Below are 20842 nucleotides of genomic sequence, written 5' to 3'. Positions count from 1 at the left end.
CCATAGCGGTCGCCACCCGGAAGCGCGTACCTTGGGTCGTCTTCGTTTTCCCCTATCTATGCCGCCACCCGCCGTATTACCGGCTGACCTCGCCGCCAGTCATGCGCTGCTGCAGACCCTGTTGCACGTCTCCCTCACGGGTGTTATTCTGTTTCGGCCGGTGTACGCAGCCGGCGAGGACAGTGAACTCGTCGACTGGGCGTACGCACAGCTAAACCCCGCGGCGCAACGCATGCTTGGTCTGCCGGCTTATCCTACGCAGACATTTCTGTCGCTGTATCCACACGCGGTCGCTACGGGCATCTTTGCTTTTTACCGCGACACGTTCCTCTCCGGCCAGCCCGGGCAGTACCAGGCCAACTATTCTTTTGACGGCCTGGATAATTACTTTCTGCTCTCGGCTCAGCGGAGCGGCGAGCTCCTGCTGGTGAGCTTCTCCGACACCAGCGAGCAGCCGCGCACGGCCGTCGAGGAGGCCTTGCGCCAGAGCCAGGCCCGCGAGCAAGCCGCACGGGCCGAGGTCGAGCGGCAACGGAGCGAGCTGACGCGCGTGTTTGAGCTGGCCCCGGTTGCCATTGCCGTGTACGAAGGGCCAGAGCACCGCATTGAGCTGGCCAACCCCATCTCGTGCCAGTTGCTGAACCGCTCGGCCGACGAGCTGCTGGGCAAGCCCTTGTTTGAGGCCCTGCCGGAGCTGGCGGGCCACGGCTTTGAGCAGGTGCTCGCCAGCGTCTACACGACCGGGCAGCCCGTGCTGGTGCAGGAGCGGGCCGGTACGCACGCGCGGGCTGGGCGGCTCGATACGCTTTACTGGAACTTGGCTTTTGTGCCAATGCGGGCGGCCGACGGCCGCATCACCGGCGCGCTTTCGGTCGGTATCGAAGTAACCGAACAAGTGCTGGCTCGCCAGCGCATGCAGACACTCAACCAGGAGTTGGAAACCCGCGTGGCCGAGCGCACCGAAACTGCCCTGGCTTTGCAAGCGGATGTGCTGGCGGCGGTCCAGCGCCAGGTGGCCGAGCGCGAAGCGTTTTACCAGGTGTTCGAGCAAACGCCGGCCGCCATCTGCATCCAGCGCGGCCCGGAGCACCGCTACGCGTATGCCAACCAAGCCTACCGCGACTTCTTTCCCGGCCGCCTGCTCCTGGGCCAGCCCGTGGCCGAGGCCTTGCCCGAAACGGTGGACAGCGGCGTCGTGGCCCTGCTCGACCGCGTCTACCAGACCGGCGAACCCTACGAGGGCACCGAGTTGCCGCTGCTGATCGCGCAGCCCCAGGGGCCGCCTCGGCAGATGTATTTCACCTTTACCTACCAGCCCTACCGCGAACACGGCGCGATCGTGGGCATCTCCACCTTCGCCTACAATGCGGCCGAGCAGGTGCTGGCCCGCCGGGAGCGCGAAGCCCAGCAGCAGCTGGTGAACCTCGTCTTTGAACAAGCCCCGCTGCCCGTGTTCGTGGCCACCGGCCCGACCTTCGTCCTGGAGGTCATCAATGCGCAGGCCGCGCGGCTCTTTCACAAAACCCGCGAGCAGCTGCTGGGGCTGCCCTACGCCGACGCCTTCCCCGAGTTCATGCAGCAGGGCTTTGGCGAGCTGCTGCGCGACGTCTGGCAGAGCGGACAGGCCCGCACATTTACGGACGTGCCCGTTTACTTCCGCAACCGCCCCCCGCAGGAGCTGGGCTATTTCACCTTCGTCTATCAACCGCTGCTCGATGCGCAGGGCCAGGTGCACGAAATTGTCTGTGTGGGCATTGAAGTGACCGACCAAGTACGGGCTCGCCAGCAGGTGCAGGACTTAAACGAGGAGCTAGCCGCCATCAACGAAGAACTGACGGCCACCAACGAGGAGCTGTACGAGAGCAATACCCAGCTCACGCGCACCAACGTGGACCTGGACACGTTCATCTACGCGGCCTCGCATGATTTGAAGGCCCCCATCACCAACATCGAGGGCCTGCTACTGGCCCTGGAGCACGAGCTGCCCGCTGCCGCTCGCACCGGCGACGTGCTCCTAATGCTAACGCTGATGCAGGACGCTACGGAGCGCTTCCGGCGCACCATCAACCACCTCACTGACCTCTCGCGCCTGCAAAAGGAGTACAATTCTGCTGCTGACGTGGTGGCCCTAGCCCCCGTGGTGGAGGCTGTGCGCCTGGACCTGAGCCCGCTGCTGGCCCACACCCAGGGCCAGCTGACGGTGACCATCCCCGAAGGCCTGACCGTGACGTTTGCCGAAAAGAACCTGCGCTCGGTGGTCTACAACCTCTTGAGCAACGCCTTCAAGTACTATCACCCCGACCGAGAGCCCGCGGTGCAGTTGCGCAGTTTTCTCACCGACCAGTATGTCGTGTTGGAAGTGCAGGACAACGGCCTAGGACTGGATTTGACGCAGGGCCAGGAGCAGCTGTTTGCCATGTTCCAGCGCTTGCACACGCACGTGGAGGGCACGGGCGTGGGCTTGTATATGGTCAAGCGCATCGTGGAAAACGCGGGGGGCCATATTGAGGTGAGCAGCCAGCTCGGGCTGGGCTCTACGTTTCAGGTTTATTTTCGGCGCTAACCCCGCCCATTACCGTTGCTTGTCGTATAGTGTTGATGGCTATAATTCCCTGCGTGCTGCTGGTCGATGACGACCCCACCACCAACTTCCTCAACAAAAAGCTCCTGCAACGCCTGGGCGTGACGGACACGATCCGCGTGGCCCTGAATGGACAAGAGGCTCTGTACGAGGTACGGGAGCACTGCCGGGAGCAACCAGCCGACTGCCCGGTACTGGTCTTCCTGGATATCAATATGCCGGTGATGAACGGCATTCAGTTTATGGAAGCCTACCAGCAGTTGCCGGCCGCCGAACAGCGGGCGGTGGTGATAGTCATGCTGACGACCTCGGTGAGTCCCCGCGACCAGCAGCGTATCCAGGCGTTGCCCGTGGCTGAATACTTGAGCAAGCCGTTGACGCAGCAGCAAATCGAGCACGTTCTGCAGCAGCATTTCGCCTCGTCGTTACCCAAGCGTATCTAGAGCCCGCAGCAGCACACTCAGAATTTGGCCCTGGCCCACGCGGTGTGCTTCCTGGGGATGCGCTTGCAAGTAGGCCGCGCATAAGGCTTGCCCGTATTCCAGTGCTCCTTGATGCAGCAACCGCTTTCGGTCAAGCGCCACGGACCACCACGCTTTTTGCAGGTGGTAGGTGGGACTCAACCACAAGTGGTCCTTCTCTACAAAGGCAAACAAGACATCGCCCAGCGCAGCATGCATGCCCGAAGATAAAAAAATCTCCTAGAAGTTTGTGCATCAATCGCTTAGCCCACAGGCTTAAACCACAGCGTCCCGCATCCCAGCGACGGGCTACATCCGCGCGTACACGTTCTCTCGGCTGCAACGGCTACAGCATGCCGGTGAGCCCGGTGCTCCCGCTGGCCACTGCAGAGAGCCGGTAGCCGGGTGTGGGACCAGCTAACGCTGACCAAATCACGGACGCATGCGGTGGCTTATGGCGTGCTGAGGACGTGGCAGCGGGTTCGCTCGCGGGAGAAGGGCAAGAAACGTGGAAAGGAAGTCGTTGCGAGCCGAAATCGGAGGTACTGGTTGCCGTATCGAGCTGACAGCCATCACGCTAGCGCAATGCTGGCAGAAGATGGGACTTTTTTACTTTATGAGGATGGTTGTTTTATAGCCGCCGAAGAGACGCAAAAAGTAATTGTACTCTCCTTCAACAATTTGGAGTACAACTTAACAGATGTCTGTCAAACAGGCTTACAAGCCATGCAGCAGTTCATCAACATGTTTGATCAAACCGCTTAAGCTTTCTACTTCTGCTACCTTGGCCTTTGACAGGTTGGCGCATCGACGAGGAGCGCGCGTGTATTCCTCAGCAGCGTGACGATGTTCTTACTTGTTACGGCACCACAAATCCTGCACGAGTGCCTATCTTGACAAGCGTATGCAGGCCTTGCTGGACCATATTGCTCAGTTTGTTCCCCTCTCTGCGGAACTAGCCGCCACGTTACGCCAGCGCACACAGTCGCACCACTTTCGCAAGCAAGAACTGCTGCACAAAGCTGACACGGTCTGCCGGCGCACCTACTGGATTCAGCGGGGACTCGTGCGCATCTATTTCAACAAGGACGGCAAGATCGTAACGGATGGCTTTGCCGCCGAAAACGAGTGGATGACCTCCGCGTACAGCTTTATGCGGGGGGTGCCGGACGCTTATGCCATTGCCGCTATCGAGCCTACCGAGGCGTATTCCTGGTCGCTGGAGGACTTGCTCCATCTCTTTGACCAGTTTCACGAAATGGAACGCTTCGGACGCATGATCATGAGCGCGCAGTTTATCCAGCAATCCGAGCGTCTGAATTCACTCCGCTTTACCTCGCCAGCAGAGAAGTACCAGCACTTCTGCACGTACTACCAACCGATTCTAGGGCGGTTGCCGCTGGGTATGATTGCTTCCTATTTAGGCATCACTCCCGAAACGCTCAGCCGAGTGCGCGCCAAAGGCTAACCAAGCAATATCTATTCGTCGTAGGGGCATTAGCGAATCAGTGCGAAAAAGGCCCCCGCGCATTTTTTGATTGTAATCAAGTAGCGATTAGTGCCGGGAGCGCACCTTTGCCCTATGCTCTCTCTCCGTTTAGCCAAGGAACGCTGGTCCGCCTGGCCCTTGATCGTACTACCCTTGGGCGTACTAGAATACGTGTCGGGCGAGCACCCCGACTGGGCACTAGTTGCCTGGGTGGTCCCCCTGCTGTGGCTCCTTTTCTTTCACCATACCCGTCCTCTGGTGGGCTACGGGGTGGGCCTGCTGGGGCTCACGCTGGTGTACAGTACACAGCATACGGTCAACATCTTAGAAGGCACTAGCTTTCACGTGACCAACCTCGTCTTTGCCGCCACCTACCTGCTGCCGTTTTTACTCACTCGAACGCTGATGCAGCGGGTAGCTCCTGCCGGCCGTTGGCTGCTCTTGCCACTGGGAGCCGTCAGTGTTGAGTACGTACTGGCACTGGGCCCTAACGGCACCTGGGGCTCAGTAGGCTACTCGCAGCAGAACCTCTACTTGCGGCAACTGACAGCCTGCACGGGCATCTATGGGCTGACATTTCTGCTCTATGCCACGGCTAGTCTATTGTTCGAAGCCCTTGGGTACTGGCGGGTGGGCCAACGGGCCGGCCGGCCGCTCAGGCTAGCGGCGGGGCTCCTCGTCGTGTGTTTCACCCTGGGCTGGCTGCGCCTACAACAGCAAGCCCCGGTGCGGGCCAGCGTGCGGGTGTTGGGTCTCACGTTTCAGGATGCTCGCTCGTGGCCCTGGTTTCAACAATTGGTAGGGAGCCCGTCTTTAACGCTACGCCACGACCGCAGGCAGATTCGGCAAAAGGCGGTGGCAGCGCATCGCTATTATCTAACCCAAACCCAACACTGGGTCCGGCGCTACCACCCCCGGTGGGTCATCTGGCAAGAGGCTGCCCTAGTCGTTTACTGGCCCGATTACGCCGCCTTTGCAGCCCGCAATGCTCGGTTCGCGGCGGCCGAGAAGCTGTATCTAGGCGTGACCTACTTTCTGGTGGACGAACGCTTCCCCGCCCAGCCCGGTACGAACCACCTCACAATCTTCTCGCCCCAAGGACAAGTGCTCTACGACTACGCTAAGAACAAGCCCGTTGATGGAATGGAGCCCGCCTTGGCCGCCCAGCAGCCTCCGACGCTGTTCCAAATAGATCGCATTCGGTATACTGGGGCAATCTGCGCGGACTTCGACTATCCTAGTATCATTCGGCACGCTGGTATGGCAAATATCGTGTTTGCACCGGCCGCCGACTGGCCTGGCATTGGTGAGCTGCACGCGCGTATGGCCGCAACGCGGGCCGTGGAGAATGGCTTCGCGCTGTTTCGCATCACCAGCCACGGCACCAGCAGTCTGACGACCGCCTACGGCGAAACCCGCAACAGCCAGCAGCACCTCTCGCCGACCGTGCAGGCATTGCTGGCCACCGTGCCGGTACAGCCGGTGTGGACTCCCTACCACGCCTGGGGTGACTTCTTCGCCTGGCTTTGCCTGGGGGGCTTTTTCCTGCTAGCCGGGAGCAGGCATTGGCTGTTTTCCTGCCACCGTTCTTCGCTGCCTGCTTATAAAGAACGCCGTTCAAGTGACTGATCGTATCCCCTACGAAGCGCTTGGGCGACGAAGAAGTGCTTCGTAGGGGAACGGTTGCTGACCTTGTTAGTGCTTGTTTTCTCTCCTCCATTATCAGATGAACATCTCTCGATTACTAAAAAACATTCTGCGTTACGGCCTTTTGCTAGGGTTGGCCCTATGCCTCTACACCACCCTGATGTGGCTTACCCAGCTTGATACCCGCTACTTGGCAACTGGGCAGTACCTAGACATTGTAGTCGTACTCTTACCCATCGGGTTCATGAGTGCCGCTATTCGCCAACACAAGCGGCGGCAGGGCTACTTGGGTGCGGGGCAACGCATAGCGGTCAGCGTGGGGATAGGCCACGTGGCAGAACTGCTCTACCGCCCATATCTGTATGCCTATCACACGCGCCTCAATCCAGAGTGGTTTTCCGCGGTGTTAGCGTTGAAGCGGACTGAGCTGATGGCAGCTGGCCGGAGTGCTCAGAACATCACCACGGAGTTGGCCCGGCTGCAAGCAACCCACGCACGACCAGCCGGCATGTTCGCCGGTTGGTGGGTTTCGGCGTTCGTTCTGCCAGCCTTAATAGCTCTGCTGACATTACTTTTTCTGCGTAATCAATCCGTAAAGACTCAAGCTGGGTAATTGTGCATTACCTGAGCAGTACAATACAATCGGTTACTGTGTGGTTTGGTTTGTATCAGGAGGGGCTTTCTTGCTTCTACAGCTTCTCTGCTCGTCATCCGCTATGATGAACAAGGACGCATAGAGATCACAGATATGGGTCAGTAAGCATCCGTGAATTACCTAGTACACTAAAAAGCCCGACCACATGGCCGGGCTTTTTGCTATCTTATCATCCCTTACGTCCTCTGATAACTAGTCCGATAGCATGACTACAAAGATCCTTTTTCTCACGCTGTTGTTAGCCGTTGCTACGCTTGCGTCGGCAAAGAAAATGATCCTGCCGCTTGAGGTCATTGCTTTACAAGCGGATTACATTGTTAGCGGGGAGATTGTCTCCGTGCAAGACAGCACCTACCAATTTCACGTAACCGACTACGTGAAAGGCAGCGGCCGCTCAACCCTGACCGTTCAACAGTTTGAAGAGTGGACGTGCGATGTGCGCTACGCCAAAGCAGCCAAAGGCCAACGCCTGGTGTTGTTTCTGCAAAAACACCAGGGTGCGCTAGAGCTGATCAATGGCAGCAGCGGAGAACTACCCATCCTCCACAACCAGGTCACGCTGAAACATGAGATCTATGCCTATCACCCAGGTCAGCCGTTTGTCCCCTATTCGATTCCCTTACCAGAGTTCACAACCGGCATTAAGCAATTGGTCCGTTGTTTCACCATCCCGGCCGACCCCACTGCCCGTTTGTCTTTTGCGCACAGGACCATTGTGCAGCTAGGCAGCCCCAACGAAGTACAGGCCTTTCAATCTGCGAGCCAATTCACGGGCTGGCTCTACGAGCGAGTCAAAACCCGCTATACCGTTGCCCGCAAATAGCGAACCTGATAAGAGAAAGCATGGCTAGGTGGCTGTTTACTTCTATACCAGACGTGAAGAGACGCTAAGGCAAGAGTAGTCAGCTAGGCAACCTTACACAAGAAAGCCTAGCCCCATGGTCGGGCTTTCTTACTCCAACGCAATAGGCTCTTACCGACGACTAGCCAGTAGCGCTTTCGACACATACCCCACCTACCCATCTACAAAGACCTTATAGTAGGCTTCTGCTGTTTCCTGCATGCCGACTTTGCGATTGCGACGAAACGGGCACCGGCACTACTCTAGTACTTGGACCACTCCGTTGGGATAGACCAGCAGGGATTCCTTGCTTTTTATCGGCGTCCCCGCCTGGTTTTTCGCCCGAAACGCATGCTCTACCCGGGTGGCGATGCGGGTCGTGTCACCGAAGCCGGCCAGCTGTACCATTTGCTCGGTTAGCGCCGCTGCCTCTCGACTAAAGCGTGCTTGCTCAACCATAATTTCTTGGTCACTTACCTCGTGCTGCGCGGAGATGGCCAGCCCGCTATCGAGTTTGGCGTCGCGGAGTTGCTCCAGGGCTGCTTGATGACGCGTTAGAGAATCGACGCGGGTGTACGCCCGATACGTGTAGCTGAGGGGTTGGTAGCTGGTCGGATCAGCTAGTTGCTCACGCATGAAGTCGCCGACTTCTGCTTTTACATTCTCCTCCGAGGAGCGGTTGCACCCCACCAAGCCCGCTATGAGCACGGCATATATCCATTTCATACGGGAAGATACGCGGAGTCCGAGAACAAGAGAGCCCCTCTAGTACGAGGGGCTTTCTGGGTCTGTGGCTTACTTGCTATGAATAACTCAGCAGGTATATTCTAGCTCCTTTGCTAATCACTACTACAAGGGGAGGCGGTAGGGACGGAATGGATGCGAACCGACCTGCGCAACGAGAGCACCTCGTCCCCCATGCGCGGTAAAAAATGCCTTCACAGCGGTTTCTAGACCTGATTGATCCAGTAAAGGCACCGTTGCGACGACGTCGCGCATATCTAAGGGCGCTTCCACTTCGCTAAGGCGGCAGACACTGATACCAAAAGGGTGTTCAATGAACAGCAACGTCCCATCTTGGGCTTGGTGTTCGTGGCGGTAGCGCCAGGCTTGGTCAAACGTTGGCTGAGCCTTATTCCGTTCTTTGGTCGTCGGAACAAAGCCTAGGCTTTGCAAGGAGGAGTTTGTCATCATCACAGGGTAAGCCGTTATAAAGTAGCGGGTGGTTCCACCGATCCGTTCACCTGACGCAGCGAAACGCTGCTTTCAAAGTCACTCGTCCTTGGGTACTTAGGTCAAGCGATGCGTACGGGGTTAAGTTCACTTCAGGCAGCGGAAGGCTCGACTCGTCCGCGTTAGGTTTGCCCTGTATCCTGGTGGTTAGCCGTATTCTGTGGCTTGCTTCATCTTTCTGATTCTGGCATGAGTTGTCGTTAGAGTAGTTTGTAGATAAACTCTTCTACCTCCGTTTGACGCGCGTGGGCAAACCCTTTGTCCGTGCCGACTCTTGTAAACCCACCTTTTTCTAGCACCCTCTGTGAGCCGACATTGTCAAAGGCAACCCGCCCAAAAATAGGTCTGGTCTTTTCCAGGGTCAGAAAGGTAGTCAAGGCGGTCGTGGCAATGCCCTTTCCCCAGCAGGAGCGGTCAAGCCAATAGGTAATTTCCGCTTGGCCCGCCACTTTATACTTGGCCATACTACCGACGATGGTTTCCCCCACCAAAATGGTGTGCGTGTGGATCGTCGGGTCCAGCAGAAACCGGGTGAACTTGGCCACGTAGGCGGCTTGATCCGTATGATCTTTGGGCGTAAAGGCGGCTTGGTACATCGCCTCGGGGTCCTGTTGAACGTGAAACAAAATGGTTAGGTCCGCTTGCTCCGTCGGCCGCAGTGCTACCTGTTCTGTCTGCATGATGCTCATTCAGTTGTCGTGCTGTTTGATCTGATGACCAAGTAGAAGAATTACTACGATCAACCCATCCATGTTGTATCAGCGGGCAGCTTGGAGCAGCTATCCTATACCAGAAATGCTATATCTGGCCGCCACTTGGAGGCATAGTGACCGTAAAAATACTTTCTCACCCAAAACATACTTCTCAGCAACTGGACTGACCGAGCTATCTCTGCCCCCCTTACAGCAGCTCCTTTTCTTCTCTAAAACCCGCTCAGGACTTTAAAACCCGCGTATCTTCGCCTCTGTTCGCACGGTAGTCTCCCGCCAACGCAACGTCTGAAAAGACGAAGCCCCGGCTGGTGGAACAACCGGGCTTCAGGAAAGTGGGTGGATCAAGCACCCTCTATTCCTAGTCAAATGCTTACGGTCTTCTAGATCCTAAATGCGCAGGTGGTTGACCAAAGCCACTCTTCCGATCGTGAACAGACACTTCAAGCCCGACTATAGCACTAGGCTGTTTGCTACCTTATCCAGCAGAAGATGGGGCCTCCTTGGTTTAGCAATCGAGCATTACACACGACACTGAAGCTTTTAAGACAAACGCCCGTTCGCCCATTGCAAAGGATCTTGTTGAGGCACTATGCGTGGTTTGAAAGAAAACCCCTGGTAATCATTAACGCAATCCGACAGCCAAGCGGTCACGGACAACAGGATCATCATCACCGAGAAAATACGCAATCCCAGCGCAATGCCAATGTAGAGATGCATCATAACAACAAAGGCAAGCAGCAACACGCGCCAGCGCGGAATCCACATCACCACCGAATAGAAGAGCTCCGTAAACAGCGTTCCAATGCCCAGCAGTTGGAGCAACCACGGGTAGTGCAGTAGGGTATCCGCCACGTGAATGGTGGTGAAGTCCGCGTGGTTGAGCGTATACCAGATGGCGTTTCCATTCCACCAGTCCGCGTGCAAGGCTTTTTCCAGGCCGGAGGAGAAATACACCAGACACAAGTGCAGCTGAAAGATTCTGTTGTAGGTTTTGTCACTGATTCCTTTCGCTTTTTGCCCGAAGAGTCGCGCGTCCAGCGACCAGTAGCGGTTCACGGGAAAAATAACCAGGTAGAACAACGCGATATGCAGGAAGATATCCACCCCGTAGATAAAGTCCGAAAGGGTATTGAGGATCATCACGTGCAGCACCCATAACAAGCCCGCACTGACCCGGGTACAAAAGCCAAGTAAGACGGCGACGGCGAGCAAGCTATATAGCGCAAAAAAGAGCACCACCGATTCGTTCTTGTCGAATCCCGCAGGAGCCACCACTTCACTGAAATCTACCAGATGCAGGCTCCAGGTAGTGGCAGCAGCTTTGGAAATCTCCCATTGGATCCAGCCCTGGTCGCCGAAGAGATCGTAGAGATTACTCCACCAGTACCAGCACTGCACCAAACAGAATGAGGCCGTGCCGATCCGCAAAACCGGTAAAAACAGGTGGTACCGCCCGTCTGGTAACAGGGCTGAGGGTGTAGGATTCCGCATGGCAGTATTTACTTGAATTCCACGATTTTCGAGTCTACGCTTGTACAAGCGACGTTCGAGGCCTGGGCCCGGGCGTGGTCCAGATCCGCTGTCACGCACCGCTCGGTTCGGATCTCTACTTTGCGAGCCCGGTACCGGTTAAGCAGATACAAGCCCATGGATTTGGCGTACAAATCGTGCACTATTGGGTTCCAGGCAACATTGCAGTACCGGGCTTTGAAGCCGTAAAACCGGATGGCGTTGTCCCCAGCATTGCTGAGGAGGGCTACCCCAGCGTCCGAGTTCACGGAGTTGATGGTGCCGCCGCGGGCGGGGATAAGAAAAGTTAGTTTCGCGTTTGTCTCGATGCCATGGCCAAAGTAGCCGAAGGTCCAGTTGGACTTATTGAGGGCGGAGGTATAATCCAAAAGTTCTAGAAAAGTACCATCTGGCAAGAGCGTATCGAGGTGCGATACGGCCAGTACAATTCTGGTAAAATGAAGCCCGAGCAGCAGATAGAATAGTTTCAGTCTCATAAAACGCAAGAAATAGTGTGCAACTCGGCGGGCTCTTCCGCTTGAAACCAACTTGCGCAAGCAAGCTGGTAGTAACAGAAGGAACGGGCTTACGGACTGAAGTAGCCCGTAAGCCCGTTCGCCCCATTACTGATATTTCATCATGATACTTTGCAGGCGTTGCACGCTTTGTTTATCCAAGCGCTGGCTGAGGTTGTCAATACCCGCCTTGGCATTTTTATTAATGACCACATCCACGGTAATGATGGCAACGGCGCCTACGCCATTACCGCCCACTGTCTTGCCATTTGAGACTTTTACACGGGATAGATTAGACGCTTTTTCACTGATGACGGCCGACCCGTTGGCGAAGCTCACGTCGTATTTGTCGCCAACTAACTGCTTGATCTCTTTTTGATCTTGCGCAGAAATCTGCTTGGCGGCAGCCATCGTTTTAGTGGCAGTGGTGGCCATTTTGGTTTGGCCACAGGCGAAATTGGTAACGGCGGCTGTCAGGAGAAGGGACAGGCCGAAAGGGAGAAGTTTCATAGTAAGAGAAGGTGAATCAACGTGAAGAAATCGACAAAGAAGATTGCGATGCGAACGCATAGATGATTCAACTAGGCGAGGTATACTGAATGGCTCGAGCAGTATCAGTACGTCGCGCTAGCTAGACGCAGTACCTAGTTGACTGACGCAATATCCAGCTTCGGCGAAGACGTGTCAATCACACAAACATGTGTAAGTGAGATAATTATATATACCTTAGTGAACATAAATCGTCAACAAAGCGAGGCCGTTGCGACTGCATAATTCCAAGAACAGGCGGACACCCCCTTGCTCCTCCTATGCTTGAATGCAGCACACACCAGCAACCAAAAAACCAGGAGGAGTGGCTAGCTTGGCGAATGATTTCACTAGCACTCGCTATGCAGGACCGTGACGCCGCGGTTCGCTCCGTTTTGTACTTCGTTCTATGATCCCATCTCTTCCCGGACCTTCGGGGCATGGCAGAATTTACCTTAGATGTCACCGGACCCATCCGCGGCCTGGGCTTGGTCGCCAACAGCGCCCGTAAACTCCACGAGCTACTCAAGCAAACCGGGGAGGACGGCACGCACGCCTTTTAAGCGATTGCGCAAGCGAACATCGACGCCAAAAATCGAATTCTGCAACAAACCGATGTGTCCGGCAGGCGGCTGCGGTGCAACGCGCTACAACTCATCCACTACTTACCTTACTCCTCCCATAAGCTCAGCGTCTCAAGTGCGAACTAGGAGAAGGAATCGATCACCCAGGATCGAATTGATCTAGGTCTTGGACACCAAAAATGTCCCCTTAGTAGAGGAGCTTTCTGGAGTTACTAGCTTATAAGCTTCTGTGCTTTCTCGTGAAGTTGGCTCCGTAGCGTCGTGTACTTACCCCTAAACTATACCTTCTTGGCTTACCGTCTGACAACAAAAAGCCCTGCTTAGGAGAACTCCCGGCCGATACTTATCGGCCGGTGCACGCGGGGCTGCCTACCAAGAAAGAAGCACAACGATTGACCTTTTCAGGTGCTCAACAGGTTACTATACTTATACTCTCCTTTCTCTTTCGGCGGTCGTCCTGGGTACCTTGCGTATCCTACGCCGCTTTATATCCGGTGCTCGTGCATCGTTTCTGCATGGCTACCAAACTCCACTTTACCAACACGACCCAGTCCGCCTTTTACGCTACCGTGCGGCAACGGACGGACGCCTATTTTACGACCCGCAGTCTCTCGCGGCACGCCAACAGCGCCATGTGGCGCAAAACGATTGGGTTACTGCTTAGCTTCGCGGGACTGTATCTGCTGATTTTGCTGGGCTCCTTTAACGGGTGGGGCTTGTTGGGGTTGGCGGCCTTGCTTGGGGCGTGTAGTGCGCTGATCGGTTTCAACATCTGCCACGACGCCATTCATGGGGCCTTCTCTGCTAACAAGCGGGTAAACCACGCCTTCAGTTTACTGTTTCACTTAATCGGCGCTAACCCGTACGTCTGGAACCTGACCCACAACGTCGTACACCATACCTATACCAACATTGCCGGCCATGATGAAGACCTGGAAGTAGCCCCGGGCTTGATCCGCTTGTCGGCCGAGGAGCCCCAACACCCCTGGCACCGCTACCAGCAGTGGTATGCCTTCCCCCTCTACGGTCTGGCTTCACTGTCCTGGGTACTGCGCAAAGACTACGTCAAGTTCTTTCAGCGCACCATCGGTCAGTATGCCCCACCTGCCCATCCCCGGAAAGAATATTGGAATCTCTTTGGCTACAAGGCCCTGTACTACCTGCTGTTCTTGGTTGTTCCCTACCTGGTTCTGCCACTCACGTGGTGGCAGCTACTGGTTGGTTTCTTAACGCTGCATCTGGTCATGGGGCTGGTGCTGGGCTTGGTCTTTCAGCTGGCGCACGTGGTAGAAGGCACGGTCTTTCCGGTGCCGGACGAGACGGGGGATTTGCAGGAAGCGTGGGCCATTCATCAGCTGCGCACGACCGCCAACTTTGCACCCCGGAGTTTGTTGGCTGGTTTCCTATGTGGTGGTTTGAATCGCCAGATTGAGCATCATTTGTTTCCCCGCGTGTGTCATATTCACTATCCCGCGTTGTCGCGGATCGTGAAACAAACGGCCCACGAGTTTGCGTTGCCCTACCTGGAAAATACTTCCTTCTGGAGCGCGCTCCGCTCTCACTACCGGGTGCTCTACCAATTCGGCCGGTCCACCTAGCACGTCCACACGGCTCCGCCGCTATTAGCGCACCACGGTGGGTTTTTTGTTGCTCATTCGCTTTGCATTACTCCAAGCAGCTACAAAGGCAACGCATTCGCCCTGCAACAAACAAAGTAGCAAACCCACGTGCTAGAACAACGAATACAGGCGCTGAAGAAACGCTTGAACGCACAACGCCAATGAGCCGCCTTTCAAACCAAAAAGCCACCTCCCAATAGAAAGTGGCTTTTCTGTTGTAACCTACGCTCTATTACATCGATACGCTTGATAAGGAACCTAGCAGTTGCCTGAGCTAGTAAATACAAGCTTGTATTGCAGGGATGCAACCTAGCCGCTACAATGCTGGCTCTTAAGAGTAGCTATGGATAGTTTCTCCTTCGAGGTTGGCTACTCAACATCCCCGCAGTAGTCTGTGCTAACATGCATTGGCCATCCACCCAGCAGGCACACGCGCACGAGTGGCAGAAGCCACCCTGCCTGGCCGCTGATCAACTGTTACTTGCTCGTGCTGCTGCTCTGGAGTAGCCTGCCGGGCCGGGCGCAGGCACAAGTGAGGGGCCTCATCCTAGACGCGGAAACCAAACAGCCCGTGCCGGCGGTCACCATTCGCCTTGGCTCCGGCCTGGCAACTAGTTCGGGCGCCGATGGCTCCTTTTCGCTCGCCGTGCCGACGAGGCCCGACACTATACAGCTCGCTCGCCTCGGCTATGTTCCCCAGACCATAGCCGTGCCTCCCGGGCCACTCCCCACCTACTATCTGCACCGGCAACAAGCAGTGCTGCCCCCGGTGGCGATCACCGCCCGCCGCTGGATAGAACGCCAGATCGGCATCACTAGCGCCCGGGCGCTGGTTCATTTCACCGACGGCACCTTGCTCCCAGGCAAGCCCGTGGAGATTGCCCAGTTGATGCGGGTGGGCAGCGCCGGGGCTGCCTTGACTTCCGTTAACCTCCTGCTGGCCGCCACTTGTCCGGACAGTATTACCGTAAGGGTACGGTTCTACCGGCTGGAAGGGGACCGACCAACCACCTTACTGGTCGAGCAGCCGCTGACCTATCAGGTAGCCCTGCAGCAGGGATGGCTGCGGCTCGACCTCACGCGCCACCACTTGTACTTAACCCAGGACTTTGTCGTGGGGCTCACCTTTTTGCTCACTGCCAAGCCCGCATGCCCCGTGCCCGTTGACATCAAGCTAGGCGGTAGCGCCAAAAGCTTTGCGCGGCCCGCTGGCGCGACCGAGTGGCGCGTACCGCCCCATCATTACCGCCTGTATATTACGGCGCAGATGCCGGATCACGCCGTATCTGCCGGCGTGAACGAGGCCGAGAACCGCGAGACGCCCGCCGCCGCGCGTCTGTATTCCAGGGCGGTACAAGATTCCTTCTCGCTGTTTGTACAACTTCCCAAAGGCTACGCGCACGCGGCGCATCGCCACTACCCACTAGTGGTGCTCCTGGACGGCAATGTCTATTTCGATCAGGTCAGCGAGGCGGCGCGTCACCTTCCCCGGCGAGAGGCCCTGATCCTGGTGGGCGTGGGCCGGCCCAGCGTTCTGCAGCAAGACTCCTTGCGCCAGCGGGACTACACCTACCCCGCGGCGCTGCCCGCCGACAGCCTGCCCTTAGCCGGTGGCGGGCGGCAGTTCTTGGCCTTCTTAGAACAGGAATTGCTTCCGTATCTGGACCGCACCTACCGAATCGATTCCACGCATCGTACGCTCATGGGGCACTCCTTGGGCGGGTACTTTACCTTATTTGCGCTGGTCGAGGAACTCAACGCCAAGCGAGCACGCTTCAGCCAGTATGTGGCAGCGAGCCCTTCGCTCTATTATGCCAATCAATATTTGCTGCAAGCATTGGCGGCGCTCACGCCAACCGCCCCATCCCAGCCCTTGCGGGTCCGCCTCACCATTGGGAGCCAAGAGATGACGACGACGGCAGAAGGACGTGCCAACCAGGCCGCTTTTCAGGAAGCGTTGGCCTTGTTATCGGCCCGTAAGCTGGCTCCTCTTACGGTGGAGCACACCGTCTATCCTGGTTATCGTCACTTGGAAACGGCTGTTCCCACCTTTACCATGAGCTTACAGCAGGGAAAACAGACTCAGCCAACCGAAGCAGCAGCGAAGAGATAATTAGATAAAGCCCCTTACTAGATAAAGCTTTTCTGCTCCTCATCCGCTATGATGAGCCAGGACGCCTAGAAGTTACCGACATGAGTTAATAAACTTTTTGGATGAAGGCCTTATTCGACGCAGTACATAACCGGTTGGCTACAAAGGCTGAATGATCGCCAAAAAACCAATTCAGGTCCGCTCCGCCTGCGTATTAGCCATTGGTTGCTGAGGGAAATAGCCGTATCATTAGAGGCTCCGGTTCCTCTACCTCTCCTCGCGCGTACCCGCATGCTCTACCACGCGATCTTAGTCGTTCATATCCTGGCCGGTAGTCTCGGACTGCTGCTGGGTCCTTTCGCGTTGATCACGAAAAAAGGCGGGCGTCTGCATCGGCGCGGGGGCCTCTGCTTCTACTATGCCATGCTCGTGGTGGCCGCTTCCGCCCTCTTCTTAGGGGTCTTACGCGACCTACCTTTCCTGTTTGCCGTCGGCATCTTTAGCGGGTACATGAACATCACCGGCTACCAGGGGCTGCGCCAAAAGCAGAAAGGACGTCCCAACCAGACTGGGCGCGTCGAGCGAGTGGTCTCCGCGTTGATGGGCGTCTTTAGTCTCTACTTCTTCGGCTATGGCCTCTACCTGCTGCTGCAGCGCGATCTGTTCGGCTTAGTCTTCCTCTTCTTTGCCCAGAGTTCGTTGCGCATGCTCTGGCAGGATTGGAAGCTATTCACCCAGCGGGACCTACAGCCCACCACGTGGCTGCAGCTCCACATCACACGCATGGTGGGGACGTGTATCGCGGCGTATACGGCTTTTTTGGTGGTCAACAGCTCATCTCGCGTGAGTCTAGTCGGGTGGTTTCTGCCGGCACTCGTGGGCGTGCCGATTCTGCTTTATTGGACCCGCAAAGTCCGGGCGGCTCCATCACCACGTGTTCCTTTGTCCGTTGCTTCCTAAATCGGTAAGCTATTACTACGGCCAGGATTAGGTACGCTGGTAGCGCCAGATCTGCGCTAGTCGTACAGGGCGCTGGACGTTCTGTTTACTGATTATCTCTAGTGCCGGTGCCCTTTCCTCATCATAGCAACCGGCAGCTACACGGCACTCAGAAGCCTGCTACGTTCTTAGAACGTCACTAACGAAGAACGCTCCTCCCTATGGAAAGAGGAAACTCCTGTATAGCAACTGATGACTGTCACATCCTGACCCGGTTTGTCCTAGTATAGGACGGCAAAAGAGGGTAGTATTGGTTCTACCTAACCCCACCTTTCCATGAAGAAACTATCCTTGCTATTAGCCGGCGCGGCCCTTGCCTGGTGCACGACTAGTACGCCAGCCGCGGCGCAGCAAACCCCACTTGTGGCCACCACCACCTGCAGTGATGATAACTATACCTGCTGGGCGGATGCCGGCTTTGCTGCGGGGCTAGCCGGTGGCGGTTACTACAACGGCACTACCTATTGGACGAGCGTGACGCTTGAGCAGGCCACTGCGTACGCGGAGTACTACCGACAACGCGTCTTCTCCAGTACGGGCACGCTAGCGGACTACCACCAGACCCTGTACTGGGATTACTACAGTGATGCGCAGTCCGGTTTTTCCGCCCGAGCCGCGAACAACAAGTAGATCCTTGACGGCTAGCGTTGCGAACCCAAAAGCCCCGACTCGTACAAGTCGGGGCTTTCCTTACATCAGCCTCTTTAGCGTACGTCTTCGTTCACAAACAGGTCAACGCTCATCTCATTAGTAAGGCTACGTGCCATTTTTTTCTTTCTTATCTACCAACCTGTTAGGTCTGTTTGGCTAAGAAGGGGTAGGCGCTACTACAAGCAGAACCGTAGTATTGGCGCTTCTCTACTCTCTATGCCTTCTACTCCGTCTCCCCTACCGGCCTTTTTGCAACTGGGCGCCAATGGCATCGCGTTGCTGAGCACTGCCGACATCGTGGCCATTACGCGGGATACCCTACCCGTAACCGACCAGAATCGTGACGCCTGCATCGGCTATATCTCTCCCGAAGGACAGGTACACCGCGTGATCGTACACCTGCGTGATGGGCGTGATCTACCGTATGTGTGCAGCAGCGAAGAGTTGCAGTATCATATGATGGGCCAGATCGGTGCAATCCTGCAGGCACATGTCATCCCCGGGGGCCAGGGCAGTGTCGAGAAAGCGGAACGCCGTAAGCGCACCGCACCTGCGTAAAAAGTAGGACAGGAAAGCACCCGGTTAAGAATAGCAATGCTTACTTGGCAGCAAGCAAACCCACGTACTCTCCCGGCCCGGGTAGACGATGCCCGTTTATGCAGCGTAAAAGCCAGACCATCACAAGGTAGACGAATGCCCACTGTGGTTAGCTAAGCGTTCCAGCACTTGGTCGATCGTGACAAATCCACGCGCATAGCGGGTCAGCAAGAACCGCTCATAGGGACTAGGTTCCAGGGAAGTCCCCCGAGTCATTGCCAGGGCCCACTTTACGGCGTGGTGCCGCTGCCGCAGCTTGGGAAACTTCTTCAGGGAATAGCCGGGTACTGGCATGTGGTACGTACTGTGCAGAGACAAAACTCTGGCTTCTCTACGCTATAAACAAGCTGAACCATATTAATTTAATCATATTTTAATTCTATTACATGTCATATACCTTGGCAAGCTCCTATTTTTATTCTACAAAGTGAACAGGTGTCGCCAAGCGGCAAGGCCTGGTTTTAGTAGGCAGCGTATGCTTTGCTTAGCAGCAATTCGGCGATCACCACTAAATCCTAGTACCCGCGTCTTGGGTATACTCGGCCTTGTTGGCGAGGTACTTGCCAGCGCGTCTGTTTATTTTTATCACTACCGAATGCTGCCTTCTGCTCGCGCGCCGGAACCCGAATACGAACTAGAACTCTTCGTGGCCGGCACTACGCCCAAGTCCGAACGGGCGCTGCGCACGCTTCGGGCGCTCTGCGAGCAGCATTTACCCGGCCGCTATACGTTAACGGTGGTGGACCTCTACCAACAACCCGAGCGCGCCAGTCAGGAAGCCATCTTGGGCGTTCCGATGTTGCTCAAGAAGCGCCCGGGCTTGGTACGACGGCTGGTGGGAGACTTTTCTGATACTGAACGGGTCCTCAAAGTCCTCAACCTGCAGTAGGGTAACCATTCTTTACCGCTAGCAAAGACAAGTATAGCGAAGCTAAATGCCGACCTTGCTTACCTGCTGCTTCCTCCAAAAGCGAGCGACCGGTATCCTAAGCAGCATGCCTCGCTGGGTAGTTGCTTGGTGCTGGTTTCTTTCCCCTTACTCCTGCCCCAAGAGCCATGGACTAACGATGAGTATGGATTATCAATAGCTTGCAGGAAAACCACTAGGCATGCCAAAGCGCTTGCGGTGTATTGCACCAACGGCTCCCTAGCCGTTCAACGCATGTTTCGGCCCCTACTACTCACTACGTGCGCTGTTGACAGCTACGCAGCCACTCCTCGGCTTCCGCTACCTGGTGAAAGATCTGCAACTCCAACATGCCGACTAGAGGCGCCGGAAAGGTCAGCGTGAGAATGTCCGTGCGCGTATCCGCCTGCACGACATGAGCCACGTAGTGCAGGCCCCGCTGCAAGGCTTGGGGCAGCCAGACCCGCTCCAGCCACTCTACCGAGTCAAACCAGGAGCCCCGCAGCGCGGAGTTATCGTTGAGCAGGTAGGCGCAGTGCAAGGGGCCGACGTGCGTTAAGTACTCAGACGCGCCATGCATTGCCTCCGTTGCGTCAATATAGCCGCGCCAGGTCGCTCGCAGCCAGCCCTCCGATTCGTCATAGGTTAGGGTGCAGCTGCTACCATCGCGGTCGAGGAGGGAATGAATCAGCATAAACGATAAAAATGGTTCTTTCAACAATGCGTTCGCGGTCAAGATGCACCTTTTCCACCGAAAGACGACGACATTCTAAGCCGTCATCGCACTCTCTGTGCCCGGATGGGAAAGCAGTTGCTTTCTGGCCAAAACGTACAAGGGCAGGGTTCGTTACGCTCACGCTGAGAGAAATTTCGAGCCAGCAAAGCCGACTACCGCGCCTGCACACGCGTACTGGGCTACACATGGCCACTACCTTCCAGGAATTTCAGAACTTGCCCGTGGCGACGCAGTATGAGAAAGTGTACGCGGAAGGGGTGACGGTCTCGCAGCGTTTCCTTGGGGAAGACACGGTTAAACTTTGCCAAATGCCGGGGCTGTTCTTTGTGGAAGTAGCTTATCATCCTGTTCGCTGCGCCCTGGTGTTCGTCACAGCCTTTGCCGCGAGTGATGAAGCGCGGCTGGCCCCTTATCTGACACACTAAACGCGTTTAGGTGCCTGGCGAAAGCCTCCTATAGTTGCGTTCGTTAGTTCTTAGGATAGC

24 protein-coding genes are annotated in these 20842 nt (G+C 56.2%); 15 read left to right on the top strand and 9 right to left on the bottom strand.

Going from position 1 to position 20842, the window contains the following annotated elements; all coding sequences use genetic code 11:
• Positions 1–58: 58 nt before the first annotated feature.
• Both SD425_RS28600 and SD425_RS28595 read left to right on the top strand, forming a co-directional pair.
• The gene (locus SD425_RS28600; RefSeq protein WP_324680549.1) at positions 59–2563 is read left to right on the top strand and encodes a PAS domain-containing protein; all 2505 of its coding nucleotides are present in this window, start codon (positions 59–61) and stop codon (positions 2561–2563) included.
• 35 nt (positions 2564–2598) lie between these two features.
• The gene (locus SD425_RS28595) at positions 2599–3024 is read left to right on the top strand and encodes a response regulator (RefSeq protein WP_324680547.1); all 426 of its coding nucleotides are present in this window, start codon (positions 2599–2601) and stop codon (positions 3022–3024) included.
• On the opposite strand, the gene SD425_RS28590 is transcribed toward SD425_RS28595, so the two are convergent.
• Positions 3007–3261, bottom strand: a complete 255-nt coding sequence (locus SD425_RS28590) for a hypothetical protein (protein ID WP_324680545.1) — start codon at positions 3259–3261, stop codon at positions 3007–3009. The genes SD425_RS28595 and SD425_RS28590 overlap by 18 nt on opposite strands.
• A gap of 366 nt (positions 3262–3627) precedes the next feature.
• Here SD425_RS28590 and SD425_RS28585 point away from each other — a divergent pair, with 366 nt between their 5' ends.
• The 5 genes from SD425_RS28585 to SD425_RS28565 all read left to right on the top strand — a co-directional run bounded on the left by SD425_RS28585 (position 3628) and on the right by SD425_RS28565 (position 7656).
• Positions 3628–3807, top strand: a complete 180-nt coding sequence (locus tag SD425_RS28585; RefSeq protein ID WP_324680543.1) for a hypothetical protein — start codon at positions 3628–3630, stop codon at positions 3805–3807.
• A gap of 139 nt (positions 3808–3946) precedes the next feature.
• Positions 3947–4510 (top strand): Crp/Fnr family transcriptional regulator, encoded by a 564-nt coding sequence (locus SD425_RS28580; protein ID WP_324680541.1) that lies wholly within the window; start codon positions 3947–3949, stop codon positions 4508–4510.
• 114 nt (positions 4511–4624) lie between these two features.
• Entirely contained in the window at positions 4625–6160 is a 1536-nt protein-coding gene (locus tag SD425_RS28575) for a hypothetical protein (RefSeq protein ID WP_324680539.1), read from the top strand.
• A gap of 97 nt (positions 6161–6257) precedes the next feature.
• Positions 6258–6791, top strand: coding sequence for a DUF4199 family protein (locus tag SD425_RS28570; RefSeq protein WP_324680537.1), 534 nt, complete (start codon positions 6258–6260; stop codon positions 6789–6791).
• Between the two features lie 247 nt (positions 6792–7038).
• Positions 7039–7656, top strand: coding sequence for a hypothetical protein (locus tag SD425_RS28565; RefSeq protein ID WP_324680535.1), 618 nt, complete (start codon positions 7039–7041; stop codon positions 7654–7656).
• 276 nt (positions 7657–7932) lie between these two features.
• Here SD425_RS28565 and SD425_RS28560 read toward each other — a convergent pair whose 3' ends face one another.
• From SD425_RS28560 to SD425_RS28535, 6 genes are all read right to left on the bottom strand, one after another.
• Positions 7933–8400, bottom strand: a complete 468-nt coding sequence (locus tag SD425_RS28560; RefSeq protein ID WP_324680533.1) for a hypothetical protein — start codon at positions 8398–8400, stop codon at positions 7933–7935.
• Between the two features lie 123 nt (positions 8401–8523).
• Positions 8524–8868: a hypothetical protein gene (locus SD425_RS28555; protein ID WP_324680531.1), complete on the bottom strand. Its 345-nt coding sequence runs from the start codon at positions 8866–8868 to the stop codon at positions 8524–8526.
• 239 nt (positions 8869–9107) lie between these two features.
• Entirely contained in the window at positions 9108–9587 is a 480-nt protein-coding gene (locus SD425_RS28550; protein WP_324680528.1) for a GNAT family N-acetyltransferase, read from the bottom strand.
• A gap of 573 nt (positions 9588–10160) precedes the next feature.
• Positions 10161–11111 (bottom strand): HTTM domain-containing protein, encoded by a 951-nt coding sequence (locus SD425_RS28545; protein WP_324680526.1) that lies wholly within the window; start codon positions 11109–11111, stop codon positions 10161–10163.
• A gap of 8 nt (positions 11112–11119) precedes the next feature.
• Positions 11120–11626, bottom strand: a complete 507-nt coding sequence (locus tag SD425_RS28540) for a hypothetical protein (RefSeq protein ID WP_324680524.1) — start codon at positions 11624–11626, stop codon at positions 11120–11122.
• Positions 11627–11752: 126 nt separating this feature from the next.
• The gene (locus SD425_RS28535; protein ID WP_324680522.1) at positions 11753–12154 is read right to left on the bottom strand and encodes a hypothetical protein; all 402 of its coding nucleotides are present in this window, start codon (positions 12152–12154) and stop codon (positions 11753–11755) included.
• 458 nt (positions 12155–12612) lie between these two features.
• On the opposite strand from SD425_RS28535, the gene SD425_RS28530 reads away from it, so the two are divergent.
• The 6 genes from SD425_RS28530 (at position 12613) to SD425_RS28505 (ending at position 18675) form a co-directional block, all read left to right on the top strand.
• Positions 12613–12735 carry a hypothetical protein gene (locus tag SD425_RS28530; protein WP_324680520.1) on the top strand — a complete coding sequence of 41 codons (123 nt, stop codon included), beginning with the start codon at positions 12613–12615 and terminating at the stop codon, positions 12733–12735.
• 536 nt (positions 12736–13271) lie between these two features.
• The gene (locus tag SD425_RS28525) at positions 13272–14354 is read left to right on the top strand and encodes an acyl-CoA desaturase (RefSeq protein ID WP_324680518.1); all 1083 of its coding nucleotides are present in this window, start codon (positions 13272–13274) and stop codon (positions 14352–14354) included.
• A 508-nt stretch (positions 14355–14862) separates the two neighbouring features.
• Entirely contained in the window at positions 14863–16488 is a 1626-nt protein-coding gene (locus SD425_RS28520; RefSeq protein ID WP_324680563.1) for an alpha/beta hydrolase-fold protein, read from the top strand.
• A gap of 270 nt (positions 16489–16758) precedes the next feature.
• Positions 16759–17427: a DUF2306 domain-containing protein gene (locus SD425_RS28515; RefSeq protein ID WP_324680516.1), complete on the top strand. Its 669-nt coding sequence runs from the start codon at positions 16759–16761 to the stop codon at positions 17425–17427.
• Positions 17428–17742: 315 nt separating this feature from the next.
• On the top strand, positions 17743–18096 hold the full coding sequence (locus SD425_RS28510; protein ID WP_324680514.1) for a hypothetical protein: 354 nt from the start codon (positions 17743–17745) through the stop codon (positions 18094–18096).
• A 237-nt stretch (positions 18097–18333) separates the two neighbouring features.
• Positions 18334–18675 carry a hypothetical protein gene (locus SD425_RS28505; protein ID WP_324680511.1) on the top strand — a complete coding sequence of 114 codons (342 nt, stop codon included), beginning with the start codon at positions 18334–18336 and terminating at the stop codon, positions 18673–18675.
• A 120-nt stretch (positions 18676–18795) separates the two neighbouring features.
• Here the strand turns inward: SD425_RS28505 and SD425_RS28500 are convergent, their stop codons facing one another.
• Positions 18796–19032 carry a hypothetical protein gene (locus SD425_RS28500; protein ID WP_324680508.1) on the bottom strand — a complete coding sequence of 79 codons (237 nt, stop codon included), beginning with the start codon at positions 19030–19032 and terminating at the stop codon, positions 18796–18798.
• A 277-nt stretch (positions 19033–19309) separates the two neighbouring features.
• Between SD425_RS28500 and SD425_RS28495 the strand changes: the two genes are divergently transcribed.
• Positions 19310–19603, top strand: a complete 294-nt coding sequence (locus SD425_RS28495; RefSeq protein WP_324680506.1) for a circadian clock KaiB family protein — start codon at positions 19310–19312, stop codon at positions 19601–19603.
• 295 nt (positions 19604–19898) lie between these two features.
• Here the strand turns inward: SD425_RS28495 and SD425_RS28490 are convergent, their stop codons facing one another.
• Positions 19899–20315, bottom strand: a complete 417-nt coding sequence (locus SD425_RS28490) for a hypothetical protein (RefSeq protein WP_324680504.1) — start codon at positions 20313–20315, stop codon at positions 19899–19901.
• 227 nt (positions 20316–20542) lie between these two features.
• Here SD425_RS28490 and SD425_RS28485 point away from each other — a divergent pair, with 227 nt between their 5' ends.
• Entirely contained in the window at positions 20543–20782 is a 240-nt protein-coding gene (locus SD425_RS28485; protein WP_324680502.1) for a hypothetical protein, read from the top strand.
• Positions 20783–20842 lie beyond the last annotated feature (60 nt).

Origin of the sequence: Hymenobacter sp. GOD-10R (assembly GCF_035609205.1) — a bacterium.
Lineage (GTDB): Bacteria > Bacteroidota > Bacteroidia > Cytophagales > Hymenobacteraceae > Hymenobacter.
Note: the sequence above shows the minus strand (reverse complement) of the source record. Positions and strands in the feature narration are given on the sequence as shown.